The 21,510-nt window shown below is 32.6% G+C and carries 21 protein-coding genes and 1 pseudogene; 17 read left to right on the forward strand and 5 right to left on the reverse strand.

From position 1 onward, the window contains the following. Positions 1-367: 367 nt before the first annotated feature. From CN601_RS18715 to CN601_RS18730, 4 genes and pseudogenes are all read left to right on the forward strand, one after another. Entirely contained in the window at positions 368-859 is a 492-nt protein-coding gene (locus CN601_RS18715; RefSeq protein ID WP_098171918.1) for a magnesium transporter, read from the forward strand. A gap of 73 nt (positions 860-932) precedes the next feature. After that, a complete protein-coding gene (locus CN601_RS18720; RefSeq protein WP_098171919.1) occupies positions 933-1,379 on the forward strand; it encodes a hypothetical protein in 447 nt (148 codons plus the stop codon). 343 nt (positions 1,380-1,722) lie between these two features. Further along, a complete protein-coding gene (locus tag CN601_RS18725) occupies positions 1,723-2,625 on the forward strand; it encodes a DMT family transporter (protein WP_098171920.1) in 903 nt (300 codons plus the stop codon). Between the two features lie 166 nt (positions 2,626-2,791). Continuing rightward, positions 2,792-2,992, forward strand: a pseudogene (locus CN601_RS18730) (ArpU family phage packaging/lysis transcriptional regulator); the annotation flags it as partial. Between the two features lie 227 nt (positions 2,993-3,219). On the opposite strand, the gene CN601_RS18735 reads toward CN601_RS18730, so the two are convergent. After that, positions 3,220-3,540, reverse strand: a complete 321-nt coding sequence (locus CN601_RS18735; RefSeq protein ID WP_098171921.1) for a hypothetical protein — start codon at positions 3,538-3,540, stop codon at positions 3,220-3,222. Positions 3,541-4,398: 858 nt separating this feature from the next. Between CN601_RS18735 and CN601_RS27615 the strand changes: the two genes are divergently transcribed. The 5 genes from CN601_RS27615 (at position 4,399) to kynA (ending at position 12,180) form a co-directional block, all read left to right on the forward strand. After that, positions 4,399-4,530, forward strand: a complete 132-nt coding sequence (locus tag CN601_RS27615) for a hypothetical protein (RefSeq protein ID WP_257131745.1) — start codon at positions 4,399-4,401, stop codon at positions 4,528-4,530. Next, positions 4,490-5,740, forward strand: a complete 1,251-nt coding sequence (locus CN601_RS18740) for a helix-turn-helix domain-containing protein (RefSeq protein ID WP_179865608.1) — start codon at positions 4,490-4,492, stop codon at positions 5,738-5,740. Before CN601_RS27615 ends, CN601_RS18740 begins: the two co-directional genes overlap by 41 nt. Before the next feature lie 124 nt (positions 5,741-5,864). Then, complete coding sequence (locus tag CN601_RS18745) at positions 5,865-10,157, forward strand: S8 family serine peptidase (protein ID WP_098171923.1); 4,293 nt, start codon at positions 5,865-5,867, stop codon at positions 10,155-10,157. 634 nt (positions 10,158-10,791) lie between these two features. Beyond that, a complete protein-coding gene (locus CN601_RS18750) occupies positions 10,792-11,022 on the forward strand; it encodes a hypothetical protein (RefSeq protein ID WP_098171924.1) in 231 nt (76 codons plus the stop codon). Between the two features lie 318 nt (positions 11,023-11,340). Next, positions 11,341-12,180, forward strand: coding sequence for a tryptophan 2,3-dioxygenase (gene kynA, locus CN601_RS18755; protein ID WP_098118486.1), 840 nt, complete (start codon positions 11,341-11,343; stop codon positions 12,178-12,180). Between the two features lie 367 nt (positions 12,181-12,547). Here the strand turns inward: kynA and CN601_RS18760 are convergent, their stop codons facing one another. Continuing rightward, positions 12,548-13,027 (reverse strand): DinB family protein, encoded by a 480-nt coding sequence (locus tag CN601_RS18760; protein WP_098171925.1) that lies wholly within the window; start codon positions 13,025-13,027, stop codon positions 12,548-12,550. A gap of 631 nt (positions 13,028-13,658) precedes the next feature. Between CN601_RS18760 and CN601_RS18770 the strand changes: the two genes are divergently transcribed. The 3 genes from CN601_RS18770 to CN601_RS18780 all read left to right on the forward strand — a co-directional run bounded on the left by CN601_RS18770 (position 13,659) and on the right by CN601_RS18780 (position 15,702). After that, positions 13,659-13,940, forward strand: a complete 282-nt coding sequence (locus CN601_RS18770) for a hypothetical protein (RefSeq protein WP_098118483.1) — start codon at positions 13,659-13,661, stop codon at positions 13,938-13,940. A 516-nt stretch (positions 13,941-14,456) separates the two neighbouring features. Continuing rightward, the gene (locus CN601_RS28035; protein WP_142317374.1) at positions 14,457-14,600 is read left to right on the forward strand and encodes a YxiJ family protein; all 144 of its coding nucleotides are present in this window, start codon (positions 14,457-14,459) and stop codon (positions 14,598-14,600) included. Between the two features lie 421 nt (positions 14,601-15,021). Continuing rightward, positions 15,022-15,702 (forward strand): hypothetical protein, encoded by a 681-nt coding sequence (locus CN601_RS18780; RefSeq protein WP_257131746.1) that lies wholly within the window; start codon positions 15,022-15,024, stop codon positions 15,700-15,702. Positions 15,703-15,881: 179 nt separating this feature from the next. Here the strand turns inward: CN601_RS18780 and CN601_RS18785 are convergent, their stop codons facing one another. The 3 genes from CN601_RS18785 to CN601_RS18795 form a co-directional block, all read right to left on the reverse strand. Further along, positions 15,882-16,298, reverse strand: a complete 417-nt coding sequence (locus CN601_RS18785) for a hypothetical protein (RefSeq protein ID WP_098171927.1) — start codon at positions 16,296-16,298, stop codon at positions 15,882-15,884. A 96-nt stretch (positions 16,299-16,394) separates the two neighbouring features. Beyond that, positions 16,395-16,541, reverse strand: coding sequence for a UPF0158 family protein (locus tag CN601_RS28040; RefSeq protein WP_098171928.1), 147 nt, complete (start codon positions 16,539-16,541; stop codon positions 16,395-16,397). A 3-nt stretch (positions 16,542-16,544) separates the two neighbouring features. Then, the gene (locus tag CN601_RS18795) at positions 16,545-16,862 is read right to left on the reverse strand and encodes a hypothetical protein (protein ID WP_098171929.1); all 318 of its coding nucleotides are present in this window, start codon (positions 16,860-16,862) and stop codon (positions 16,545-16,547) included. 362 nt (positions 16,863-17,224) lie between these two features. Here CN601_RS18795 and CN601_RS27010 point away from each other — a divergent pair, with 362 nt between their 5' ends. The 5 genes from CN601_RS27010 (at position 17,225) to CN601_RS18820 (ending at position 21,510) form a co-directional block, all read left to right on the forward strand. After that, positions 17,225-17,986, forward strand: a complete 762-nt coding sequence (locus CN601_RS27010; RefSeq protein ID WP_179865609.1) for a DUF2750 domain-containing protein — start codon at positions 17,225-17,227, stop codon at positions 17,984-17,986. 255 nt (positions 17,987-18,241) lie between these two features. Beyond that, positions 18,242-18,709: a hypothetical protein gene (locus CN601_RS18805; protein WP_098171930.1), complete on the forward strand. Its 468-nt coding sequence runs from the start codon at positions 18,242-18,244 to the stop codon at positions 18,707-18,709. Positions 18,710-18,930: 221 nt separating this feature from the next. Next, positions 18,931-19,305 (forward strand): DnaJ family domain-containing protein, encoded by a 375-nt coding sequence (locus CN601_RS18810; protein WP_098171931.1) that lies wholly within the window; start codon positions 18,931-18,933, stop codon positions 19,303-19,305. 188 nt (positions 19,306-19,493) lie between these two features. Then, on the forward strand, positions 19,494-20,357 hold the full coding sequence (locus CN601_RS18815; RefSeq protein WP_098118474.1) for a helix-turn-helix transcriptional regulator: 864 nt from the start codon (positions 19,494-19,496) through the stop codon (positions 20,355-20,357). 76 nt (positions 20,358-20,433) lie between these two features. Then, on the forward strand, positions 20,434-21,510 hold the full coding sequence (locus tag CN601_RS18820; RefSeq protein ID WP_098171932.1) for a Gfo/Idh/MocA family protein: 1,077 nt from the start codon (positions 20,434-20,436) through the stop codon (positions 21,508-21,510).

Below are 21,510 nucleotides of genomic sequence, written 5' to 3' on the forward strand. Positions count from 1 at the left end.
TATATTGTTAATTTATTACCGTGGTATTTAAAAAAACTATTAATGATACTACTTTTCTTGGGGTTATGTATATTTTGTTTGTGTCATTTTATTTATGAGTAACGGATTGTTTTAGGGTGTTATATAAAAAAAAGATTACTCAATCTTATACAACTAACACATGCGTATGTTGAATAAAAAACCGGCTAAATAGTCGGTTTTTTATGAAACTAAATGGCAGTTTAGTTGCATAAGAAAAGGACTTATTTGTATCTAATAGAATATTATAGGATAGGAAAAAACAATGTTTTTAATTTCAATAATTGAAAAGTCGAAAATAATGGAGAAAAATGATATTACTAATACAATTTAATTAGGATGGGGTTAAATGAGTCGATATTCATTTATAGCAACAAATTATGAAATACCAGAAATAGATAATACGAATATAAAATTTATTACTGTAAAAGAGGCTATTGATTTAGGAATAAAGCCACATGAATTTGTACCTTGGGAGGAGATGGACCCAGATGCTAAAGTATTATTTTGTGAAAATGAAGACGATTTGGACGAATTGGTCATAACAAAAGAAGCGACATTTGGTGATTGTGGTTTTACAAATCATCCTTTCATTTATCAAATTGATTTTTTTTATTCGATAAAAAGGGTGAATCAATTACTAGAGTATCTAAAAGAAAATATTAAAGAAGGACAGGTGTTAGAACTATGGAGAGTTTGGAATAGTGATGATATGGATGAGTTAAATATACCGTTTAGTAGATGTAGTTATAATGCATTATCTCTAAATCAACTTTCACAAATGTATAATTGGCAAAATGAAAAATATAAAAAACAATGCTGTTTAATTATTGAAAGATAAAAATATATATCAAGTTATTGAACTAACGCATGCGTTAGTTGAAGATCAAGTTGTTTTGGGATGGTGATTAATAATGAAATGGAATGAGATTATAACAACTGAGGATATAAAAAAACTTCAAATGTTATTTGGAGGTTTCCATGATAGTTGTTTAAAAGAGTTATATTTGTGGACCGGTAGTTATGTAGATGATGATTTATCGATGGCTATGTCTTCAGGAACCAATGTAAGAATACTTTTTCAAAGACAGTTTGAAAATACATCAGCAATAGAACTAATGTTTGAAGGTGTTAAACAATTCCATTTGTCACCATCTCCAGAAGACTATGATTCAGTAATTTACGGAGCATCTTTGTTAATTGAAGATGGATTAATTTATTGGGCTGACGATAGTAGTTGGAGCCCAAAGAAAAATATAGATTACGATGTAAGTTGGATTTCATCTAAAGGACTCAGATGGAGAGACGTTAGTTCATGGATTGGAGAAAAAATGAGATATGGAATAATTAGTGAAGAATAACATTATTCTTCTTCAAATAACGCAATGCATTAGTTCAACAACATGAGTTGTTTCGGTGGTTCTTTTTAATAAAGTAATTAGCAGTTTAATAAATAAATAAATAATAATTGAAATTAATTTCAATCGTGGCTTATTGAAGGAAATATCATTTAAGTGCAATAATTAACATATTATGGGAAGTGGGGGTCGTGGAATACAAGTAGAATTTACTTTTTAATTTCAATTGCCTCCTTAATGAGAGTATTATTAATACTTCAAATCAAAACCCTTATTTATCAAATCCAGTTAAAAATCGTTTTAATCAATAAATGGGTTTGAAGTGACAAATTTTGGAGTGATTGCAATGAATAAATCAACAAAAGGTTGGATTAATGGTTTCCTAGGAGTACTCATCTTCAGTGGTTCGCTACCTGCGACGCGCTTGGCTGTGGCTGAATTCAATCCGTTGTTCCTAACAGTCTGCCGCGCCGCGATAGCAGGCGTATTGGCAGGAGCTCTCCTTCTAATCTTCCGGCAGAAACGACCTGACAGAAGCGACATTGTTCCACTATTTGTAGTGGCGCTTGGCGTTGTGATTGGTTTCCCTCTACTTACAGCCTTGGCCCTTCAGTATGTCACGTCCGCGCATGCTATTATCTTCATTGGATTACTTCCACTTTCGACGGCAATTTTTGGCGTACTTAGGGGTGGTGAACGCCACCGACCAGCCTTTTGGATCTTTTCAGCTATAGGCAGCTTCTTAGTTACAGGATTTGCCCTAATCCATGGTGGGGAATCATCACCAATCGGTGACGCTTTCATGTTGGCTTCAATCATTGTATGTGGTCTCGGTTATGCAGAAGGTGCTAGACTTTCACAACGGCTGGGGAACTGGCAGGTGATATCATGGGCTCTCGTACTGTCGCTGCCCCTTATGCTTCCACTTACGTTCTATTTTACTCCGGAATCGTGGGAGGACATCGGCCGTCCTGCTATCTTAAGTCTGACTTATGTATCCTTATTCAGTATGCTCGTTGGATTTGTGTTCTGGTATCGAGGTTTAGCACAGGGCGGCATTGCGGCAGTTGGACAGCTACAACTTCTCCAACCATTCTTTGGACTATTGCTTGCCTCTCTGATTCTGCACGAGAAAGTTGGTTGGTTACTTGTGGCAGTTAATATCGTCGTTGTACTATGCGTGGTAGCAGCTCGTAGATTTGCAAAGGAAAAAGGAGCCCCATTTAAAAACGAGATAGAACAGAATTAGTACACAGTTCAATCTCGTTTATAGTTTATCCAAGTCGGAGCTTATTGAACTAACGCAGTGCATTAGTTGTATAAGGAATAATATAGTCATTCTCATCGAGAGAGGATTTTTTTATTTTATCTCGAAAAAAAATCCGACAAAATCTAGATAAAAAAAGGAAAAGCGATTGAAAGTAAAGCAAATGGAACGAGCATTAGAATATGCTTTAGATGATATTGAACGTGAGATAATCGAAAAGAAATACTTGTCTCCAAATAGAATAAAAGATATTAATATTTATCCGGAACTTGGATTAAATAATGACCAATTCTATGAATATAAAAGACAAGCAATATTTTCCATTGCTGAGGCACTCAACATTGTTTGAGTGCTTTTACTTATGGATAAATTAAAGTTTTTCATGGTTGTTGAAGAAGAATTAACATTTTTGTCCAATCCTAAATTAAATAGAATCCCAATGAAATTTTCTTATTCAGTGGGATTCTATTACTCATCCATTCATTTCAGTGAAATTTTGATGAATTGTTGATTTCATTGTTCTTTTAGAGTAATGAATAAGGGCAAAACAGATTAGAAGGATACCTAGTAAACTCATTACCACTGTAATTGTAAAAAATCTAATAAAAATCCAAAAAGGATATATCCAATTGGTGTAGAACCAATTGCTACTGTCTCCAAAAGCGACATGACTCTACCTCGGTATTGGTCATCGATTTCGCTCTGTAGCTTTACGAAAATTGGAATATTAATAATTGTACAAGTTACCCCCAGTAAAAAAGACAATACTGTCATATAGATTATAGACCATACACCGTGTTCCCCGAATATGGATGGCATGCTAATGAGACTAATAATGATCCCAATGCCAATTAACCCTCCTAAGATAAAGTGGTGACTTTTTACTTGTTTTTTCACGAAACTTAACACCAGGGAGAGAAAAAGCATTCCTACAGCAAATCCACTTTCTACAATTCCTAATTGGAAACTTGATTTTTTCAAAATAGTAATTATTAGAAATGGAACGCAGACAGGATAAGCGCTCATTAAAAAATTAATTACAAAAGCTATACCCATAAGATTTTTTAAGAAAGGATTGGAATTTGAATAAACGATTCCGATTAAATAGTAGACTTCAAGGCTTTAAGAATTATTACAAAATATCCTCGAAAGCAACTAAGTGGCTAAATATAATCGACTGGTATGTGCTCGAAAGGCTCACACTTTTCTATAACAAGAAGAAGAATAACACAAATAACTATGGTAACTTTAAGAGAATTCGAGGAGAGATTGAATATTTAATTGTGAAATTAGCAAGGAATTAGCCGTAAAGCATAAGAAAGAAGAAGGTAATTAGAAGTTGATGTCTATTTTAACCATCACATTCAGATGATAATAATTAGAGAAAAGTCAAAAATTTATTGAAGTACAAAATTGATTAAACATATTGATGATTAATTGTTTTTTACTTAATTAAAACCAAATAAAGAAAAAAGGATAGAAAAGCAGAATAAACTGTTTTTTCTTTCCTTTTTTTGTATTGCAAAACATCCCGTTTACTACAACAACGTCAATTTTTCTTATTGAACTAAATCAAGCTTAGTTGAACAACCAAATGGAGATGATCATGAAATCAATCATCCTCTTATTAACATATTGTTGAACAAGCAGTTGATAAATAGGATAAATTTGGTGTGATTTTGCAAAAGTTAAATTCCATCAAACGTCAATATAATGAAAATATGAACAATCTTTTTAAAGGGAAATTAAAATCATATGTTGCTATATTACACAAAAACAATCGTAGGTGAGAAGAATGAATGCAGTTCTGTTTCAGAAGATTCAACAATGTATGAAAGAGAAAAACTTGAGAAAGACGGAATTATCTCAAAACACGGGAATTCATAACAGTGATTTAAGTCGTGTTTTTAATCATAAACAAACACTTTCTTTAAGCAATCTGGATGCTATTACGGAAGCGCTTGAATTAGTGGAAGGTGCACTGTATTCGTATTATTTGGAGGAATGTTTTAACGAAAATGGATATTTAGATAAGCGCAGAACTGTTCAGTTCTTATATAGATGTATAACTGATGATTATGAAAAGCTGAGTCGTGATCTGTTATATATTATGACAGAAGAAAAATTAGACACTATTCATGCCAACTATTTGAGCTATATTTGCTCAGTCGCTGAGAAGCTGTTTTTAGCCGGAAAAGAGGAGAAAGCATTGGCTCTGTATGACCTAATCATTGAAAAAGACCGTAATGGTTTGTCAGATCAATTGGCAATCAGTTATTTTAGGAGATTTTATATCGTAAGAATGTCTGAGGATGAGCAATATGCATTGACGTATGTATTGGAGCATTTAATGCGAATTCCAAGAAAAATCCGAAAAGATGCTTATTTGTGGATTGCAGCATTTTATTATAGACGAGAGAAATGGGAAGAAGTATTGTATTACGCTGAGAAGCTTGAGAACATGGTCGAGAATGGCGAGTATTATGGAAGAGCTCTTATGTATAAAAGTTTTGCACTTGCACGCTTGGGCGGTACACTCGAAGAAATATTGGCCTATATTGATCGATACGCTCAAGTAAATGACTACTTTGCTGAGGTAGCAGTCGGAAACCGATATATTGCACTTTTAGATTTTGGACAGTTGGACTACTCAGACGATTATCTATATTGGTTAAAAGATAGAGAGGATATTTACGTCGGCTTGCCCAGGGTACTAGAGGCATATGTCCTTCTGAATCGATTAGACGATGCAAAAAGACTTTTAGATTCGTATCGACATAGCATTGATGAAATAACTGAAAGTAAAGACCTGCGGCTAAAGCAGAAGATATATCTAGATTTTCATTACGCATTTGCTTTGTATCAGTGTAAAAGCAAGCTGTTACCAGATGGATTAGATGAACTATTGGAAGTGGCTTATTCAGCTACTCAATTAGGGAATTTGGAAAAGTTAAAAAAATGTCTTCTTGTTTACTGGGAATTTAGAGACCACGTGACTGAAGATCAAAGAAATAAATATATAGAATTATTAAGTACAAATAATATCAGGGGAAATTCTTATGGAGTATCCAAAGTAATCTCAAAAAAGCTTAATTGAGCTAGGCCAGATTAAAATATTTAAATTTTAAAAAAATTTAAACTTGATAAAATTTACAAAAAATAAAATCCTGTCAAATTTAAATATAATAAAACTATCAAGAGAGAGAGGAAGAAGGGTAACGATGAAAAAGAAAATCAAAAAAAATGTAACTACCTTGGCATTAACAACAGGACTTGCAGTTAGCGTGATTACTCCAATGCATATTACACAAAATGTTCATGCACAATCAGTTTCAAAAGTAGAACAAGTTTTATCAGCTCTAACACCAGCACAACGCGAGGCGATTAAACAATTAAAAATCAGTGACAAAACAGGACTTCAAGTATCACCTGAATTAGATTTGACGAGTGAAGCTACAACTTCTGTAATTGTCGAATTTAAGGACAAGCCAGCAAATACTGCAGTTATGGTTGCAGAAACTGAAGGAACAACTCTTTCTGAAGCAGATGCGCAAGAAAAAGTAGACGCTTCACATGAATCATTTGATCAAGATTTAAAAACGATTTTTAGTAAAGAGTTAAAAGAAGAGAAAAATCCTTACAAGATTAAGCGTTCATACAAAAAAGCATTTAATGGAGTTTCTATGACACTCCCTGCTAATAAAGTAAAAGCGTTACTTAAATCTAGTGCTGTACAGACAGTATGGAGTGATTTACAAGTTCAACTTGATGACCCAACTACTTCAGAACAAGGGTCTGGGCAACAAGGTCCAACTCACAATATGGTAACATTCCCTGGTGTTGAAAAACTTCATGAAGAAGGATACACAGGAAAAGGTGTTAAAGTTGGTATTATTGATACAGGTATCGATTATAATCACCCGGATTTAAAAGGTGCATTTAAAGGTGGATACGATTTCGTTGATAATGACAATGATCCGATGGAAACAACTTATGCTGATTGGAAGAAATCTGGAATGCCTGAAACAAATGGTGGCGAGGCTTATTATACTGAGCATGGAACGCACGTAGCTGGAATTATTGCAGGACAAGGTAAAAACAATGCAGACTATGCGGTTACAGGCGTTGCACCGGATGCTGACATTTATTCTTATCGTGTATTAGGTCGTTACGGATCGGGTTCAACCTCAGCAATTTTAGCAGGTGTTGATAGAGCAGTTTCAGACGGAATGGATATCATTAGTATGTCACTTGGAGCAAACTACAACGATCCACTATTCCCTACAGCAATTGCAGTAAATAACGCAGTCCTTTCAGGGGTAACAGCAGTTGTAGCAGCAGGGAACTCTGGTCCTGGAATGTACACATTAGGGTCTCCAGGAAATGCTCCGTTGGCAATCACAGTTGGAGCAAGTGATACTTCTGTTACGATTCCACAATATACAGCAACAGCCCATTTAGCAACAGGTGATTCACCATCTAATCTGAAGTTAGCTGCACAAGGATATTCTGATAACATTGCAGATTTCCAAGGACAAACATTGCAAATGGTAAATGTAACAGCCGGTGCGGATACATCTTATTATAAACGAGATGCAAATGGTAATTATACTATTCCAATAGATGTAAAGGGAAAAGTTGTACTTGCACAACGTGGAAACTTGAATATATCTGATATCGTTCGAATTGCTAAATCACATGGAGCGAAAGCTGTCGTCTTATACAATACACCTGGAGATACATTACAAGATGTATTTTTAGGTAACACATATGGCTATATTCCAACGTTCTTATTAAATTACCAATTAGGAAATGCTATTTCTCTTCAATTACTTACAAATGAAGCAAATAAAGGTAAAACTATCGACTTTACATTCGGTAATATGAGCCAAACTGTAACGACAGGTAATAAATTAGCTGATTTTAGTTCTAGAGGACCTTCACGTGTGTTATATGATATTAAACCAGAAGTAACAGCTCCAGGTGTTTCTGTCTTCTCAACAGTACCTGCTTATATGCACAAAGATGATAATGGAAATCCATTAACTGACTATCAAAATGCGTATGAACGCTTATCTGGTACATCGATGGCTACACCGAACGTTTCTGGAGTAGCAGCTTTATTAAAGCAAGCTCACCCAGATATGACGCCAGCTGATATTAAAGCAACACTTATGAATACGGCTGAACCATTAAATGATAAATATAGTGTTTATGAAGTAGGGGCAGGTCTTGTTAATCCATATAAAGCTGTTCATGCACAAACAGAAATTCAAGTGAAAGACAAGACGAAAACGTTAAGCAGTAACGCTAGTAATACGGATAGTACAACACTAGCAAGTAAGGGAATCAAAACAATTAAAAACATAACTGGAGCATTAAGTTTTGGTGAAATGGCAGCTAATGGAAAGGTTATTACTGATCAACGTTCAATGACTTTATTTAATAAAGGCTCTGAAGATAAAACATATGATGTAAAGGTTCAATTCCAGACATTAGACGCACGCTTCACAAATGACTCTCGAGCAGACCAAGATGCTGCTGCAAATGGCGTAACATTAGATGTAAAATCATCTATAAAAGTGAAACGATACAGCAGTGCAAATATGGATGCAACGATCAATGTTCCTAAAACAGCAAAACTTGGAACGTATGAAGGTTATGTTGTTTATACAAATCAAAAGAACCCTGATGAAACATATAAAATTCCGTTTGCAATTCATACAGTGGATGAAGGAATTGATTATGTTAAAGGAGATCCAGCTGCATTCACTTTACCATATGAAGCAGGAAGTAATGCAACAAAATGGTCAGTTGGTGTGGACTTTCAAGTGAAATCTCATATGCGTACGTTTGACTTCTTCCTTGTCGATCCAAAGACAAATGAAGAAATCGGATACCTTGGTACTGCTGATGGAATGGGTGCAGATGAAAAGATTCAATATTATTTCCGTGGCGTATTGAACAATGGTCAATATTATCCTTTAACAGGAAACCCGGATAACCCAATTACATTTGATTATAAGGAAGTTGACCCAGGATTATGGAAAATTAGAATGGTTGGCACAAACGATAAAGGTGTAACCTTCTCTAGTGACGCTCCAATTTTCTATGGACAGAAAGAGCCAAAAGTTACGATGAACTACGAAGCAGGTCAAATTGTTGAAACTGCTAATGCAACTGACAAAACGGTTACAGTAACAGGTAATGCATTTGATAAAAACATTGCTGAAATGCAAGCAGCAGGTATTACTGCTTCACAAGGCGACAATCACATGTATTATTATAATCCAAATAATTCTGCTGAAATTAACATTCCAGTAGATCAAAATGGAAATTTCAATTCGACAATTCCATTAGCAACAGCGGGTCCAAACACATTACCAATTACAGAGTATGATTTCTATGACAGAGATAAATCAACTGTAGAAAATTATGGAAGCTTTAAAGACGTATACTTTATTAAAAAAGGAACTGCTTATACAACAGCAATTTCTGATAAACAAAGAATCAACATGGGAGATTCTACAACAGTAACGTTCTCAACGAAAAATATCGCAACTCCAGTGAAAAAAGCTGAATACTCATTCTTATATCCAACTACGTACCTAGACGTTACAAATGTAAAGCCACATGGAACATATGACGGAAAATTAGATGTTCAATATACAACTAAACCTTTTAATAGTACGTACAATGTTATGACGATCACAGCAACGGCACTTGGTGACCTTGCGACGACAGGTATTACTGGAGATACTTCTTTAGTAGACGTAACATTCAAAGCAAAAGACAAATACTACAAAGGTGGTATGCAGTTCGAAGATCCAACTGGTTCATCTAGATTCTTTAAAGCTGTTTATACGAATGTGGATAATACTAGTGTAACAACTCAAGGCGTTCAACCTTATTTCTATATCACTCCTACTTATTCTCTAATGAGAAGTGCTGTTCTAGCTGAAGGACTAGCTACAGGATTTAGTAATTTAGGAAATCTAGTAATGTCTAAGATTGACTATAATAAAGCTGGTTCAAAGATTAGCGTAAAAGATTCAAATGGAAAAGAATACGGGGTAGCAGATCCGTTAGGTTATATTGTATCTGCTCCAGAAGGTTTCACATCTAGATTACCAATTACAGATAAACCATTTACATTATCAATTGACGTACCAGGACATTTCACATTCACGAAAGATTTTACAGTTGGATTGAAAGAAGACGGTAAAGTTACTGCAGGATCTAAACCAGTTGATTATAGCTATATCCCTGGTGGTGACGTGAATAAAGATAATGTAATCGACGTAAAAGATGCTCTTTACATTCAAACATATTGGGGCACAAATAAACGTGATGTAGATATTAACTATGATGGTGTAGTTGATGAAAAAGATATGCAGTATGTAATTAATAACTACCAAATGCAAAATCCATTTAACGACAATTCACCTAAGGCAGCTAAGAAATTTAAAGGTAAAACTTTAGATGATGTTTTAACTGATCTTGGATTAGAGTAATTGAATAGTTGTTAATTATTAAATAATCGGTGACGATACATTTTCGTTACCGATTATTTTTATTCCATAAATCCTATTAAAAAAAGTCTAACATCTGGAGGTCAGTTAAGCATTTATAGAAAAAGATGATATAAATTTTATACCATTCTTATGCAACTAACGCGTGCGTATGTTGTATAAAAAATCAGCTAAATAGTGGGATTTTTTTGTGAAAAAGCGAAATTCCCCCAAATTACAAATACCCGTTATATAGGTATAATTTTCCTAAAGTATTTTAAAAAGGCGTGATTAAAATAAATCTAACTCTATCTAATTTTGTGAGCTGGTTTTTTGTTTTCGTTGGTTTTAATTTTTTTCATCATTTATTTGATAAACACTATGAAAAGGAAGGCACTCGTAAAAAGATTGCTTTTGCTATTACTAGAGATAGTGCGTTTACTGTAATTATTTTTTTCTTGTTTATCTTAGTATACAAATTCATTAAAAATTATGTTTGAATGATATCTTAACCAACTAACGCATGCGTTAGTTCTATAAAGTCCACCGCTTGTATAACTAAATTTAACAATTATAAACGCCGATTTATAAATTAAATAGAGACCGGTATAACGGGGGAGAAGAAGGAGAATCATTTATGACAGAAAAATCAAAAGTAGCTTTAGCTGAAGAAATATTAAGTAAGCACAAAGAGTTGGAAGATATGAAAATTGGTCTTTATGGTACAGAAATTAAATATAAAGGTTCTTATACAATTGTAGACCGTATAGAAGGTTTAGACGTTAGATTGTATGTTCAAGAAGAAGATGGAGGTCTATCAAACTATATTAAGATACCGTTTCAAGACCTTCTTACATATTTAAATTGATTTATCCAATTGTACTTTCGATAATCCGTCAAAATTCGTAGTAAACGCTCCTTTTAAACATTACAAAGAGATCAATATTCTTACGTAACTAGCGGATGCGTCAGTTGGACATCATTTTTATTATCACTAATATAAAGCCACTTATCTGCTATAAATTTGTAAAAATAAAAGAGACTTTAAAAACAGATTTGAGATCCATAAAATTAATAATTGAGTTGTCGTTTTGTACATACAATTTTAAAAAAAGTGATTTATTTTAACTAAGCAATAAGAAAATGTATTAAAATAAAATAGATTGATTATGAGGGGGCTTATAGAATGGGAAACATAGATAATAAAAATCTCGAAAATAGTATTCAATTAGACTTTCAAAAAGAAATGTCATACGGTGATTATCTCAGCCTTGATCAGATTTTATCAAGCCAACATCGACTTTCGAACCACCATGATGAGATGCTTTTTATCATCATTCATCAAACAAGCGAGCTTTGGATGAAGCTAATTTTACATGAAATGAATTCGGCGATTGCTTGTATTCGCCGCAATGATTTAGAACCATCAATTAAAATGCTGGCACGTGTTTCCCGCATTCAACAACAGTTAATCCAGTCATGGAGCGTCCTTTCGACGTTGACACCATCTGAATATATGCAATTCCGTGACAAACTGGGCCATTCCTCTGGATTCCAATCCTATCAGAATCGCTTGATTGAATTTGCGCTAGGAAACAAAAATGCACATACGCTGGCTGTTTATCAACATCAGAAGGAGTTACATTCGATGTTGCTAAATGCTCTTCATGAACCGAGTATTTATGATGCTGCCATATCTGCACTTGTGGCGCATGGTTTATCGGTTGATAAAGAAGCTCTTGAACGTGACTGGTCACAAAGCTATGAACCAAATGAGAGTGTTGAAAATGCATGGCTGACAGTCTATCGCAATCCCGAACAATATTGGGATCTATATGAGTTGGCAGAGAAGCTAGTCGATATTGGCAACCAGCAGCAGCTGTGGCGCTTTAATCACATGTCGACGGTTGAAAGAATTATCGGAAATAAGATGGGAACAGGCGGATCTTCAGGAGTTAGTTATTTAAAAAGAGTTCTAGATCAACAATTTTTCCCGGAGCTTTTGAGTTTGCGTACAAAGCTTTAGTAGAAAAGAGGCTGACTCAGGGGAACTGAAGATGGATCAAATTGATTAAATATTAATTTTTAATAATACTGGCACCAAATTTATGCTTCTTTCGAATTTGATTACGTTGAAAAGAAAGTAATTAAATTTGATGTGAATCTAAAAATTGGAAGGGCATATGTAGAACGTGTGAAGTGTTTATCAAAACAATTTCTAGCAAAAGGTAACTTCCTTAAAGAAGTTGCCTTTTTGAGTTTCTTGTAACGAATTTTAGGTTCGTATAGCAAATAAAGGATTCTTCTTGTTCAACTAACTAATGCTTTAGTTGAATAAAAAAAGAAAACCACCTATTTTAAATATGGTTAAAATTCCTCTGAAAGTCCAATTGTTAAATATCGAATAAACTCCTACCAATCAAGTTTGCAGTAACTGGCTTTTTTCCAATTTCTCGTGACCATATAGATAATTGACCAATGTGGTGGATCTCATGGACGATAACATGCCGCATTACTTCACCGTATCTATGTGCTTCCTGTTTACCATCATCCAAGATATCAATCATTATGTGATCTTCAAGGCCATCGTTCCAATCGTAGATAAATGGAGCAAGTTCCACGTGACAACTGTTGGAAAAATCCTTTATTTTTTGTAGGCTGGCCACTTCCTCGAACAAAGGGATATTAATCGATTTTTCTAGAATCCCACCACATATCCAACCATACTCGACTGCCACAATGTGATAGAGCGTTGGAAGGATGTACCCTACACCACCATTGTGTCTTTTCATCAACTCTTCTACGCTCACATTTTCACACCAGTCGAACCAGTCATTGCGGACTTGCCAGTTATATTCGAATAGTTTCAACATTGTTGTTACCTCCTATAACGTTAACTTTGTCTATTTCAACTATAATTCGTCATATTAACCTGTTATCCTCCCCGTTAGCTTAACAGGGAGTATCAACACTTAGCGTGATTCTATAATTTTAAAAAGTTATGCAGCTAACGGGTGCGATTCTTCAATAACGAAGTATCGTTTTTCTTATGCAGCTAATGGCAGTTTAGTTGAACAAGGAAAGGACTATTTATCATTAATATAGAATAAATAATGGTAGTTAAATATAGATAAATTGTATGAAAAGTGTGATTCAAAAAGGGGTGATATATTTGCCAACAAGCGATTCTTTTTATTTAATTTTATTAATAATTTCATTCATAATTTCATTTATTACAATTTTCACTTCTTATAAAAACAAACTAAAGAAAAATTTTATTGCTGGGATTATTCTTTCGACAATAACTGGTGGATTTTTGATATTAATTTTATTTCTAACTATTTTTGACAAATAAAAAAGAATTTGTTTCTCTATTTAAACTAGAAATTAAATTAGTACTCAATTAATCATTATCGTTGTACAACTAACGCTCTGCGATAGTTCAACTGAATAAATAAATTCAGTCATAAACATGAATTAAACCCTTCGAAGGCGAGTGGTCCTATGAATGTAATATGGATTAACGGTAGCTACAAAGAAGATAATTATATTTTCGAAACACATCGGCAAGCAGAAATGTGGGCTGATGCATTATATCCAGATTTTGGTCTGTATTTACGTTCTAATACAAATGTGGGATACTCTACACCTGATGAAAAGGTGGTAAAGTGTTTGGCAAATCTTTTACCTGAATGGTTAATGCACAATAATACAAAAGGCAGAATTTGTTTACAAGAAGAAAAAATTAACGGAAAAATGATATATAAAATATGGGTAGAAAAGTAATGGATGTTTTGCAACTAATGCAGTGCATGAGTTGAATAAAAGCTGCCAATTCAGGTGGCTTTTTCTTATTCGACAAAATGGCAGATAGTTAAATAAAAGTATGTGTAAAGGAATCCCTCATAGTAATATGAATATAATTAGTTATGGAGTTTTATATGGGGGAGAAACCATGTGGGTAGGGGGCATTTTATTAGTATTGATTATAGGGCTTATTTCAATTGTTCAATTAAATATTAAATAGAAAATGGGAATTAATATATACAGCGTACGGATATGAAGACTATTTTAAGACCATTTCTAAATTGAAAGATGAAGGTGTAAAGTATAAAGTAGAATTACCAGTAAATGCTCGAAGTGATCGATTTAACGATAATACCCAATACGATATTTATGTTAAAAGGAAATAGCAAAAGTTTTGATAAAATTTTCATATGCAACTAAAGCATTGCATTAATATGCGAAAATCAACATTTTGGTTTAACATAGCCATTTAATAGTTCCTATGGATCAGGTGTAATTTTACACTTTTCATTCTTTGAGCGGTTTGCACAATATAAATTTATTGAATTTAAGATTGGTGACTATAAAAAGTTTAGCCGAGAGTTTAATGACTTTGAGGAAGTAAGTTGTATGTTGTTGAAGTTAAGTATAAAATATTAAAATCATTGCAATGAAGATGTAAAAATATAGGAATTAACTAAAATAATTTTCTACTAACCTAAACATCTCCTTTCAAAAACAAGCTAACTGTTGTTATTTCTTGGAAAAAATAATATAATTATATAAAATAATAATTAAACTTAGATCCTTTGTGAAAGGGTGTTAAACAATGAATTTCACTATTTACTTTGGGAATCATGAAGATAAAGAAGTACATACAATGGATTGTTATGTAGATGTTGAGGAAGAAACTGTTTCTTAAGAAATCGATCAAATAAGCGTAATTTCAAGGATGCGAAAAATTTCGTATCCTTTTTTCATTTTTAAGATTTACATTTTAAATAATATTGTGTATGATTAAAATATAAAACACGAACTAATGTTCTACTATATATATTTTAGTATGAAAGGAACTTGCATGATGAAAAAAACTGGAGCAACTAAAAGGAATTCTAAAACGCCTATTATATCCAATACAGGTTTTATCGGGGCAAGTTTCATTGATACGGAAGAATTGCAAGAAAATACATATTATTTCACAAGGAAACATCCATTAATTATACATGAAGTATTAAACGGCCTATTACAAGCAGCGTGTACATTGTTTCAAAAGCAAAATATTCCAGCATATATAACTTGTGAATATTTACGTACGGAAAAGAAAATTGGATTAATTTTATCAAAAAAGCCATTCGAGAAAGAAGAGGGCATTCGTTATTTTATTGAATATCTTCGTGAAATTGGCCATTTGAAAAATGAAAAAACAGTAAGGGCTGAAATTTCTAATACAGGATTTATTGGGGTAATATTCGTGGATCTATCTTATGTTACAAGGTTTACATTCGAGACGGAAATGAAAATGCTTTCTGCGTTCGCTATTAATTTCATGGAGCCGTTAAAAGAAATTTATCATCAACATAAAATACATTTATACTTGTCTGGTGTGGAACTTCAAAAGGAAGATAAACTAGGATTTGTATTATCTAAGAACCCTTATGATGAGAGAAAAGAAGCGAACTTGTACTTTAAGGAGTATTTGAGAGAAAGAGGAATGTTAAAAAATTATAAAGAAAATGTGTTTATTCAAAGACATCGAGCTTAAATATTAATCATACATATTTCAACGATCAATATTGATTTATATAATCGAATTATCGAAAAGTGAAACTGGTGGTTTTAACGGTATCTCTTTTCTTTAATTTATAAACTAAAAAAGAGGCTATCAAATTAGACAGCCGTTAATTTTAAAGAACAAAAGTATGGTTTTATTCTATAAGAATTTCATGTAGATTTTTTTAGTCTAGTTCCAATAAACGTTGTAATGAATAAAGAAACAGGATAGAAAATTAAAAAGAACAACAGTATTAATCCAACTCCGAAATTATCATCATTTAGATCATTATTTGGAAATAAAAAACCTGCTATTATAATAAACAAAACGAAATATGGAAGCCATATAACAGAAGAAAATAAAGACCAAAGTCTAGCTTCTAACCATTTTTTTGTTAGCAAAGGAACTATAATAAACGATGCAATCAAGAATATTAATGCTACTCCTAATAAAATGTTCCATATTAAATTTGAATTCAATCCTGTTAAATCGTGGATTTGTTCGCTGCTGAATAGTGAATAAATAAATAGGAATGCAAGTAACCCATAAAGAGCACTTACTGCGTTAAGTTTCAAAAAGTAATTCAAAAAATACAGCTCCAATACTAAAAGTAAATTATTTTCCAGTAATCCCATCGACCTATTAATTTAGTACTACCCGTTACTATTCATCTCGAACCCAAGCTACTCTATGTACTCAACTTCATTATTTTGACACCACGCTATCGCCAATTCTTTATAGCGTTTGTCACGATATTTATACCAATCCATTTCAATTTCAAAATCTTTGATCGTTTCTTTAAATCTTCTAAATGCTCCTTTTCCGCCGATTGTTCATAGTAGTATTCTTTGAATTTTCTCATCAGGAATCGTCAAACAAAAATCTTCTATTATTTGATATTCATTAATTTCATATTTTGTTGGCAGTTCCTTGTAATCCTCAAAATTTTCAATAATTTCATTCGCAATTTCTAAATTTTCTATTTGCCAATCATGTAAATTATTTATTGGTTTTTTCTCTTCAGCATCTATAAGATCATCTTCAGATACTGAAATTACTTCTCCAGTTCTTATATTAACGAAAGAACGATAACCATCATTTTGCATTTCCATTTCTTCAATAATATTTTTAATCTTTGCTTTATTTGCCATTTTAGAATCACCTTCTTTTTTTATATTAAGCATTCAATTGTGTTAGATAGATCCAATCATTCTACTATCTTTTACTTTATAATTCTAATAATGGAAGCTCCATTCCTTCAATATTTTAATTTTTATCTGAACAGGTATCACATTCAACTTCACTAATTATAGCATTCACTTTTGCTCTTAAACTGCCATTTACTTTTTAAAAAATGTGCGACTTAATAGATGATCAAGTTGTACAACTAATGCCTGCGTTCGAGTAGAATAAATACAGGATGAATCTTCATTTTCCGTTCGTCACAGTTGAAGAAGGTTTAAGGTAATACATTAACGAATGTACCAAGAAAAATAAAAAGGGTAAGGATACTATGATAAATATACAATCCCCGCGTACAGGTTTAAGAGTTAGGTGCGAAAAAGGCGTAGAACCAAGTGTTAGACAATCTTGTTTAGATTTTGCTGCGTGGTTACGTTTAAAAATGAAATTTCCGATAAGAGTTGTTGTTTATCTGAAAAAAGCTTATCAAATAAAAGCAATTGATAAAGAAATGGTTAGTGCAACTTTTTTTGGACCGTATGATAAAAATGAAGAACCATTTATTAGAGTTGCAACAGGAGACTATGAAGAACTAGTTTTGGAAATTGGAGAAGGGAATGCTATTTACGCAATTCTAAATTGTATGGCTCACGAAATTATTCACTATCTACAATGGCTTAAAGATCCTAACTTTGATGTTGAAATGGCAGAAGTTGAAGCTGAGAGTGGTAGTATAAAATTAGTGGATGAGTTTTATGGTTATGACTTCATAAACGAGATAATTGAACAGCAAAAAGTATGGACGATTAAAAATAATGAAGGCATTCCGACCACTTCAAGTGACAGGGAAGAATCAATGCCGTTTTGGTCGTCAAAATTAAGAACTGAGACTGTTATTAAAAGTATACCTGTATACCATGATTATCAAGTTCTAGAGATGTCTTTAGAAACGTTCAAAAATGTTTGGTTACCTCGCCTTGATAAAGATGGACTATATATTGCAGCCAATTTAAGTGGGGAAAGTTTAGTAGGGAATGACTGGACGCCTGAGGAGTTGTCTGAACAAATACAATTTAAACTTGATGTCGACTGAATGCATTTGTTCAAAATGCGGTGAATTTGAAGGAGAAATAATAGAATATAACTGAAGAATTTATCTAAAACAGAAGGTTTCATACATAAATGAGAATTGAGTATTCCCAGCAGTACTATTTTTACATAAGGGTGAAGGTTTAACTATACCTAGAAAACAATTATTCATACCAGATATTCAACCATTTTCTCCTATATATTTTTTTAGTTCCTTCTCGTAAGATAAAACTAGAGAATTAAATTAGGAGTGTTCATTTTGAGGGAATTATTAAAGAAAGTGTCTGCTGCAATTGGTTTCACAATGCTAGTTACAAGTCCCATTATCTTTCCAATGTTGTTTTTTTTATTTGTGATGTCTACTGACGCCGATGGTACCGGGGCTGGTGGAGAATTATCAGGATCCTTTTACTTTACAAAGTATTTCTTAGGCTATTTTGTTGCGATCTTACTGATTACTTGTGTCATTACACGATTGATAATCAATAAAAGTACAAATTTTAAGCTTATTAGCTGTATTGGAGTGTTTTTTTTATACGTAATTTTACAGAAAATCCCTTACACTAGTACGTATAGTTTCTTATTAATTCCATTTGGAGTTTTCTTATTAATGACTATAGCAATCTATGACAAGCTTGATTCGTGGAAAAAGCCTTTTATATGGTTTTTAATACTCTTTCCTTATATTATTTTCGCACTTATGCTTTTTGGTAGCTTAAGTATTTAAGAGATATGAATTACATATAAACGAATTCAAATAAACCTCTTCCGTAATATGGTCGAGGTTTATTTTCTATATCCATAGTGAACAAATTATTTAAAAAAGTTCACAATTTGGTTAAAGTTATACTCTTACATAAATCATTCCAATGCATAAGATAAAGAAAGGAAATTGTTAAAAATTAACGAATTAAGTAGTGTAGGACAAACTAAAAAGGTGGCAAAAATATGACGAATAATGGAAAATATGTAGATTGGTTAAGCGAAATTGTTAAACGTCATGAAGAAGAAGGTGGGTTTGAAGATTTACCTGGATTAGGTAAGCCGTTACCTAAAGAGCTACTAAAAGATGATTTATTAACAACAGTCATTAAAAAGTCGGGTTATAAACCAGATTGGGTAGATCAGCAGAAGAAAATATATAAGAAGCTACAATCTATTTTAGAAAAATTAAAAACAGGTTCTAAAAGTAAAGATGTCACAAAAATGATTTCAGAAGTAAATGATGATATTAAAAAATATAACTTAGGCTGTCCTTTTTCAATGCAAAAAAATTATATTAATAAGGATAATATAGAGAAACAATTGATTTTTTGGAATTAAGTTTGTGAAAATATGAACGATTATGTTTGATGTTTGTACTAATAGAATAGTATAAACATCTTTTATTTTTTGCCGGATAGCAATATGAATCGAATGCATGAAGATGTTAAATCTAGGAAAAAAATTAAAATTAGTGTTAATGTAAAATAAAGTACAAAAGAACTAATAGTTGTATTGGGGGAATAGATATGGGAGCTACTCTTGAAATCCGACGATTAGATCGGAATTTTCCTTTTTGTTTATTTTCAAATGACGGAGCTACTTTAGTCAGTCATCATTGGCATAAAGAGGTAGAAATTATTTATGTTCAAAAAGGTATTTTAAAAATTGGAGTAAATGATGAATTGCTTCATTTAGAAGAAGGGGAATTTTACATTATTAATAGTGGAGACATTCATTATTTTTTATCTTCACCAAATAGTATGAGATTAGTCGTGCAATTTGATTTTACAATTTTCGAAGATGTACAGTTTTTAAAGAAACATAATTTAGAATTAATTGAACTGTTTAATTGCATTCAAAAATCTAGTGTACTTTGGAATGAAGAAGTTAAACAGAAAATGATTATATATCTTAATGAACTTGAGAGTGAATTTATCACTAAAAATGAAGGTTATGAATTAGCGATTAGAGCTAGACTTTATGATATTTTACTACTAATCTATCGCGAACTCCCTCATACAGAAAACAATAAGCTGAACTATCCTAATAAGAAAGCTAGTTTATTAAAATTAGAAAAAATATTTCATTATATAGAAGAAAATTATATGAATGACATTACTCTAAATGATATTGCAAATTATATTGGGTTTACGAATACGTATTTTGCTAAGTTTTTTAAAAAATACACAGGTTCGACTTTTTGTCATTTTGTTAATCAATACAGAATTACGAAAGCACAATGGTATTTATTTAATGAAGATCTGCCAATTACTGAAATTGCGTATAATGTTGGTTTCATGAATGTGAAAACGTTTAACAGATTATTTAAAAATGAGGTTGGATTATCTCCGACTCAATATAAAAAAAAGACAATATTTGAGAAGTTTTAGGCAAGGAGTATGGAAGATTCGAACGGAATTTTTCTATAAACTGGAAATGTAAATAACATTTCTGGAGGTTTTCATAATGAAATTAAAAGTTGGAATTATCGGTTGTGGCGGAATTGCAAATGGTAAACATATGCCAAGTTTAGCAGCATTAGATAATGTAGAAATGGTAGCTTTTTGTGACATTATTGAAGAACGCGCTATTAAAGCGAAGAAGCAATTTGGTACTGAAGAAGCTAAAACTTATACAGATTATAAGGAATTATTAAAAGATCAATCGATTGATGTCATGCACGTTTGTACACCAAATAAATCTCATTCTTTTATTACAATTGATTCTTTAGAAGCAGATAAACATGTCATGTGTGAAAAGCCGATGGCAAAAACCTCTGCAGAAGCAAAAGCAATGGTAGAAGCTTCAAAACGCACTGGTAAAAAATTAACGATTGGATATCAAAATCGTTTTCGAAGCGATTCACAGTATTTAAGTCAAGTTTGCCAAAATAATGAATTAGGTGAAATATACTTTGCGAAAGCACACGCAATTAGAAGAAGAGCGGTTCCAACTTGGGGAGTATTTTTAAATGAGGATGAACAAGGTGGAGGTCCATTAATTGATATAGGTACACATGCATTAGATTTAACGTTATGGTTAATGGATAATTATAAACCTAAATTTGTTGTTGGAAACGTTTACCATGAATTATCGCAAAATGAAAATGCTGCGAATGCATTTGGACCATGGGATCCAAAGGAGTTTAAAGTGGAAGACTCTGCTTTTGGATTTGTTACGATGGAGAATGGTGCAACCGTTTTCCTGGAATCAAGCTGGGCATTAAATACTCTTGAAGTTGGAGAAGCTCAAGCTACGCTTTGTGGAACTGAAGGTGGAGCTGATATGAAAGATGGCCTTCGAATTAATGGAGAAGCTTATGGAAGACTATATGATAAAAAAGTTGATATACATACGGGCGGCGTAGCTTTTTATGAAGGCGCAACAGATACTGCTGAAGTACTGGAAGCAAGACAATGGATTGACTGTATTATTAATGATACGGAACCGGTTGTTAAACCTGAGCAAGCATTAGTTGTAACTCAAATTTTAGAAGCAATCTACGAATCTTCAAAATCAAAGAAACCAGTATTCTTTAACTAA

It is taken from the genome of Bacillus sp. AFS017336 (genome assembly GCF_002555445.1).
In the GTDB taxonomy this organism is placed as follows: Bacteria; Bacillota; Bacilli; order Bacillales; family Bacillaceae_G; genus Gottfriedia.